The sequence below is a fragment of the Frankia sp. CcCS3 genome (assembly GCF_977927575.1).
This window is the reverse complement of the sequence record NZ_CDWRCL010000250.1, coordinates 1-5,677: the sequence shown is the minus strand read 5'-3', so window position 1 is coordinate 5,677 and position 5,677 is coordinate 1. Positions and strand designations below refer to the sequence as shown.

Sequence of the window (5,677 nt, the reverse complement as noted above, 5' to 3'; positions counted from 1 at the left end):
GCATAAGGCCGGGGTGGACATAAGGCCGGGTGGACGTGGTCCTCCGGCCGTCCGCAGGAGCACCCGGGCGTGCGGGACGCCGTCGACCTGGCTCAGATCGGACCCCATGGCACCGCGTCGTAGCGACGGGTAAGCGCCGTCATGAGCCATTCGGATCCCGTGAAGAGGTGGCCGTCGATGGCCCGGACAGGCGCGATCCCGCGTGAGTTGGTGACGAAGGCGGCCTCGAAGCCTGCCAGGTCCGCCAGTCGCACGGGGGCCCGTACGCTGGGCGGGCCGCCGTCCGCCGGTGCCTGCTCCAACAGCGTCATGGTGACTCCGCGCAGGGCGGGAGCGTCCGGCCAGACGATCATGTTGCCATCGAAGAAACCGATGTTGGTCATTACGCCCTCCGCGACGAGCCCGCCGGGGGCGGTCAACAGGGCGTCGTCGTAGCCGTCACGGCGGACGAGCCGGCCGTGCTGGATCTGCGCGAACGTCCCGAGATGCTTGAGGTGGGCGAACGGGCGCAGGTACGGCACTGACCGCAGCCGTTGGGGGGTGGTCGGCATGGTTGCCGGTTCGCCGATCGCGACGATGACGCGCACCCCTGCGCCGTCCGGCCGCTCGGTGACGACAATCCGGACCGTGGCATCCACCGCGGTGGCGGCTGTCGCCGTGGCCTCGGAGCCGGTGGCGGCCGTCTGGGTGGCGTACAGTGCCTGCCGGATGCGGTGGCGAACCAGCGCGCCGTCCAGGGGCTCGCCGTAGAGCTCCTGGTTCGCCTCATCCAGCCGGGTGAGATGCCACCGCAGGCCCCGGGCCCGACCGGCTCGCACCTGCAGCACGGTGAAGTGGCCGTGGGGGAGCAGGGCCAGGCGATGTGGATCATCGGGGGGAACGGGGCGCCCGTCGATTTCGACGCGTCGAAGTGTGGGAGTGACCACCTTGGCCACGATAGTGACCCGCCGGTGGGCCGCGCCGTCCGTGGGCTGGGGCGTCTGTGGGCTGGGGCGTCACGCGCGACATTCCGGTTGTGTCGCCCACGGAACCGCCGCAGTGTCGTCTTCGCTAGCGTGCTCGTGCGTGCTGCCGACAGGCTGCCGCCCACGAACGCCAACACGAACGCAAAGGAGTGTGGCTATGTCCGACCTTGCTGTCGATCCCACGGCCGACCCGGCGAAACTCGTCAGCGGTCTGCCCGCTATGTCGGAGCGTGAGGTCTCCGACCTGCTGGGTGGGCCGGCTGGTGACGCGGTGCTGGACGAGGTCTTCCGGCAGATGCGCGACACCTTCCGGCCAGAGCAGGCACAGGAAGAGAACGCTCTGGTCCGATTCGTGCTCAACGGTGGACCGGGCGGCGCCGTGCGCACCTACGAGCTGCGGGTCGCCGACGGTGTCTGCACTTTGGCGACACCGCCTGCCGCCGGGACCCCGAGTGAATCCGCGGGGGAGCAGACACTGACCATTGTCACGGATCGTGTCCGCTTCGTTCGGGTGGTCTCCGGTCAAGCCAGCGGGGCCAAGCTCTTCCTCACCAGAAAGATCAAGATTAATGGTGACCTGAAGTTCGGAGGCAGGATCCTGTCTTGGTTCGAGATCAAGAAGGAGAGCTGACCGGCGGCGGTCCCCACCGGTGCCGCCGCGATCGGTGCCGCGCCGAGGAGGTCAGCCGGGAAGGCCAGCCGAGGAGGTCATGAGCGGCCGGGCCGGCGACGTCGTTCAACCGGCGCCGGCTCGCCCCTCACAGGGCGAACTCGGCGGCGTTCAGGCCGAGGGTGAGGGCGGCCTCCCGCACCACGGCCCGCTCGCTGGCGACGAACTCGCCGTCAACCAGGCCGATCACCTGCCCGATGCGCACCACGGCGGCGGCTTCCGCCGCCCGCCCCCGCACCTTGGCGATGTCGGCCAGCGCGGCCTGTTTGCCGGCGGTGAAGTCTGCGGTGAGACGGCTCAGATGTCCATCGAAGAGCCGCTCCACGTCCTGTTCGGGAAACTGGGACATCACCGGATCCGTAGCGATGAAGCCGAGTAGCCCCTCGCGTTCCGCCGGATCGATGTGGCCGTCGGCCGCGGTGACGAGGGCACAGATCGCCACGGCGGCGTCCCGGAAGGTGAGGCTGCGCAGCTCCTCCCGCCGGGCGAACAGCTGCGCGCGCAGTGAGGCCAGGGAGGGCAGCCGCCGGTTGTCGACGGCGGGATCGAGGCCGCGCCAGAGCGGCCAGCCTTCGGCGAGCCAGCGACGTACCACCTCGGCCATCGATAGCGGGCGCAGGCGTGTCGCGAGAAGCACGTCGATGTTCACCGGAACCAGCGTGTGCTCTCCCCAGCGTGACGGCGTCGGAATGTCGGGCGGCCAGAAGCCGGCGAACATGATACTGAGCACGTGATCGGTTGCGGATTCAGGTGAGTGGCCGGTGACGGTTCCGTCGTGCTCGACCGCGCCGATGAACTGCCGGGAGACCGTCCGAGGGCCGGCGAGGCGGCCTACCTGCCGTTCGAGAGCGTCGTCCGTGCTCTCTCCCGCCGCCACCGGACCGCCCGGAAGGACATGCCAGGCTTCTCCCGGCGGGCGAGCGAGGAGAACGCGGTCGTCAATCCGTACGAGAAGCCGAACATCAAGCCGAATAGCAGCCTGCAAAGGCATACCGAAAGCCTCCTGAAGACGCACGGCACAAGGCGGGTTACGCGCAGGAACCATCATCCACCAGATGGCGGAGCGAGTGGACGCGGCGGTGCGGAACTACTCATCTGCGCTGCCGGCGTGACCGCTCGGTCCGGGTGCCGCGCGCGCCCGCGGCCAGTGACGGGGTGGGATCGGCCAGTCTCGGAAGGATGATGGTGTCTGGGCGGCTAGGGCGTCGAGCCGCCCGGACCTTAGCGTCGAGGCGTGGGCGCGGCGCCACCGGATCCGTATCCAGACCGTCCGCGCCCGATCCTGGGCCGATCCTGAGAGGCATACCGTGACCAAGTTTCTGCTCAGCGTGCATGTTCTGGCCGCGATCCTCGCGATCGGACCGATCACCGTGGCCGCCAGCATGTTCGCCCCGGCTGCGCGCCTGGCGCTGACCTCCCCGGGCGACGAGCGCGCTGCCGGGATTGTCCGCGTGCTGCACCGAATCTGTGGCGTCTACTCCGCGCTCGGCCTCGTCGTGCCGATCTTCGGGTTCTTCACCGCGCAGAGCCTGGGGGTTCTTGGGCAGAGCTGGTTGATCGTCGCGATCGCGCTGACCACCGTGGCCGCCGTCGTGCTCCTCATCGTGGTGCTGCCCGGACAGCGTGGCGTCCTCGACGAGATCGTCGCCGGATCCCCGGCCGTCCCCGACCGTGTGCAGGACGGAGGCGCGGTGGCCATGGATGGTGGCGCAGTGGCCATGGACGCGGCCGCGGCGCGCGCCCGCACGAGCGGTCTCGCGATGGCGGCCGGTGTGTTCAGCCTGCTCTGGGTGATCGTCACCGTTCTGATGATCATCCGTCCCGGCTCGACCACGAGCGTCTGACGTCCTCCCGGACGTCCGGTTTCCCGTCGGGAACCGGCCCGGTGGTGGGATGATCGCCCTCTGGACGGTGTGTGCGGCAGGCAAGCCTGGAGGATGTCACGTGGGAGAGGCGCTGGACACGGTGAAGCGCGCGCTGGACGCCTTCGACCTCGGTGACGAGGCCTCGGTGCTGTCGCTGCTCGACGAGGACCTGGTCGTCGAGGCACCGGGCGGGGTGCGGATCAAGGGGCGCGCGGCGGGCGCCGAGTACAGCGCCGCCTTCCTGGCGGCTTTCGGTGAGATCGACGTCGATACCCACGTGCTGGCCGAGCAGGGCGAGATCGTGGTCGAGGAGTACACGCTGACCGCGACGCACGTCGGCGTCTACCGCGACCCGGACGGGACGGAGCTCGCGCCCACCGGACGTCGGATCAACCTGCGTGTCGTCGAGGTCTACCGGGTCGAGCGCGGCCTGATCACCGAGAACCGGCTGTACTTCGACCAGACGCGGCTCGCTCGCCAGCTCGGTCGACCCGCCTGAGCCGGCCCGGCCCCGGGCCTGGCCTGGCCCGGCCCGGCCCGGCCGAAATATGGGGGGGTAGTCACGCTTCTGGGCCCCGAAAACGTGCCTACCCCCCACAACTTTGTGTCATGAATCGACTACGGGTTCCCGGCTGGTGCGGTGTCGGTCGTGACGTCGGCCGGGCCGGGCGCGAGAGCCGACGGGTCCAGATTCGAGAGCCGATCGGCATGGACATACTGCCTGCGGAACCCGGCTGACCGGTCATGCCCGGGGAGAAGGGGAAGGCGGAAGGCAGGTCATGCAGTTCGACGACTCGTCGGTCGACACATCCGAGCTCGAGGACAGGCGAGGTGGTGGTCTCGGCAGGGGGATCGCTGTCGGTGGCGGTGGGGTGAGCATCGTCGGTCTGCTCATCTACCTGGTGGTGACGGTGCTCGGCGGTGGTACCGACGCTGGTACGGCACCCCTGTCGCAGCCCGGGCAGTCGTCGGGCGACCTCGCGCAGCGGTGCAACACCGCCGCGGCCATCGATGAATACGACGACTGCTTCGTCCTCAAGGCGTTCAACGAGATCAATGAGGTCTGGACCGCTCAGTTCGCCCGGAACGGCCAGATGTATACCAAGCCCCGCCTGGTCTACTTCTCCCAAGCCGTCCAGACCGGCTGTGGCGTGGCGTCTGCCCAGGTCGGGCCGTTCTACTGCCCGCCGGACCGCAAGGTCTACATCGATCTCGGATTCCTCGCCCAGCTCCAGTGCGACTTCGGCGCCGAGGGACGCTACGCGCAGGCGTACATCGTGGCGCACGAGGTCGGGCACCATCTGCAGACGCTGACCGGGACCGAGGCGCGGGTGCGGCAGGCACAGCGGGCGGACCCGTCCCGGGAGAACGAGCTCAGCGTGCAGCTCGAACTGCAGGCCGACTGCTACGCCGGGGTCTGGAGCACCCTCGCGAACACCGGCGGGAACGTCACCATCGGCGAGGCCGACCTTGACCAGGCGCTCGGCGCGGCGGAGGCCGTCGGCGACGACCGGATTCAGGTCAGGGCATCCGGCCAGGTCAACCTGGAGACCTGGACGCACGGGTCGGCGCGGCAGCGCCGCGATGCCTTCCTCACCGGCTACCGGGGCGCGTCGACGGCGTCCTGCGGCACCGTGCCGCACGCCTGAGCGAAAACCGACCGAGGGTTCCACCGAGCTTCACCGACCGGTGGGTTCAGGCGGTTCTCAGCTCCCGGTGCCAGGGCGGGCGGGGCGTCCCGTGCCCCGGCGGATGTTGCCGTAAAGGAGATCAGGCTGGCCGCGCCGCGTGGTCACCAGCGCACGATACTGCGCGGCCGACAGTTCGCCCTCGAAGACACTGCGTTGCACCCAGTGCAGGTACTTGCGGCACGTGCGCAACGCCTAAGGGTTGCGTTCCGCCGCCGTGTCGTAGACCAGAACGACGAATAGGGATCATCACCCGTCGGATCGGAGTGGTGTCGAACATCGGCAGGTTCGACTTCGCCCAGAGGACGTCGGTGGGGCCCTCGCAGAAGGCACACGGCCGGTAGCGCGTCGTCGGCCCGATCCGGCGCGAAGAACTCCTTCACCTCCGCGGTCAGCTCGGCCCGGTCCCGGGTCCGCCTGGCGGGGGTGGGTTTCGCGTTCGGATACATTGCGAAGAGGATTTTCCACCAGTCGTAGGCGAGATAATCC

At 69.2% G+C, this 5,677-nt stretch carries 6 protein-coding genes and 1 pseudogene; 4 read left to right on the top strand and 3 right to left on the bottom strand.

The window, feature by feature from the left end:
• Positions 1-92 precede the first annotated feature (92 nt).
• A complete protein-coding gene (locus AC08OQ_RS17215) occupies positions 93-935 on the bottom strand; it encodes an aminotransferase class IV family protein (protein ID WP_476601960.1) in 843 nt (280 codons plus the stop codon).
• A 187-nt stretch (positions 936-1,122) separates the two neighbouring features.
• Between AC08OQ_RS17215 and AC08OQ_RS17210 the strand changes: the two genes are divergently transcribed.
• A complete protein-coding gene (locus tag AC08OQ_RS17210; protein WP_476594343.1) occupies positions 1,123-1,596 on the top strand; it encodes an SCP2 sterol-binding domain-containing protein in 474 nt (157 codons plus the stop codon).
• A gap of 127 nt (positions 1,597-1,723) precedes the next feature.
• Here AC08OQ_RS17210 and AC08OQ_RS17205 read toward each other — a convergent pair whose 3' ends face one another.
• A complete protein-coding gene (locus tag AC08OQ_RS17205) occupies positions 1,724-2,626 on the bottom strand; it encodes a TerB family tellurite resistance protein (protein ID WP_476601961.1) in 903 nt (300 codons plus the stop codon).
• Between the two features lie 316 nt (positions 2,627-2,942).
• On the opposite strand from AC08OQ_RS17205, the gene AC08OQ_RS17200 reads away from it, so the two are divergent.
• The 3 genes from AC08OQ_RS17200 to ypfJ all read left to right on the top strand — a co-directional run bounded on the left by AC08OQ_RS17200 (position 2,943) and on the right by ypfJ (position 5,149).
• Positions 2,943-3,479: a hypothetical protein gene (locus AC08OQ_RS17200; protein ID WP_476594341.1), complete on the top strand. Its 537-nt coding sequence runs from the start codon at positions 2,943-2,945 to the stop codon at positions 3,477-3,479.
• 100 nt (positions 3,480-3,579) lie between these two features.
• Entirely contained in the window at positions 3,580-3,999 is a 420-nt protein-coding gene (locus tag AC08OQ_RS17195; RefSeq protein ID WP_011437807.1) for an ester cyclase, read from the top strand.
• A gap of 280 nt (positions 4,000-4,279) precedes the next feature.
• Positions 4,280-5,149 carry a KPN_02809 family neutral zinc metallopeptidase gene (gene ypfJ / locus AC08OQ_RS17190; protein ID WP_476601962.1) on the top strand — a complete coding sequence of 290 codons (870 nt, stop codon included), beginning with the start codon at positions 4,280-4,282 and terminating at the stop codon, positions 5,147-5,149.
• A gap of 99 nt (positions 5,150-5,248) precedes the next feature.
• Here the strand turns inward: ypfJ and AC08OQ_RS17185 are convergent.
• Positions 5,249-5,380, bottom strand: a pseudogene (locus AC08OQ_RS17185) (CRISPR-associated endonuclease Cas2); the annotation flags it as partial.
• Positions 5,381-5,677 lie beyond the last annotated feature (297 nt).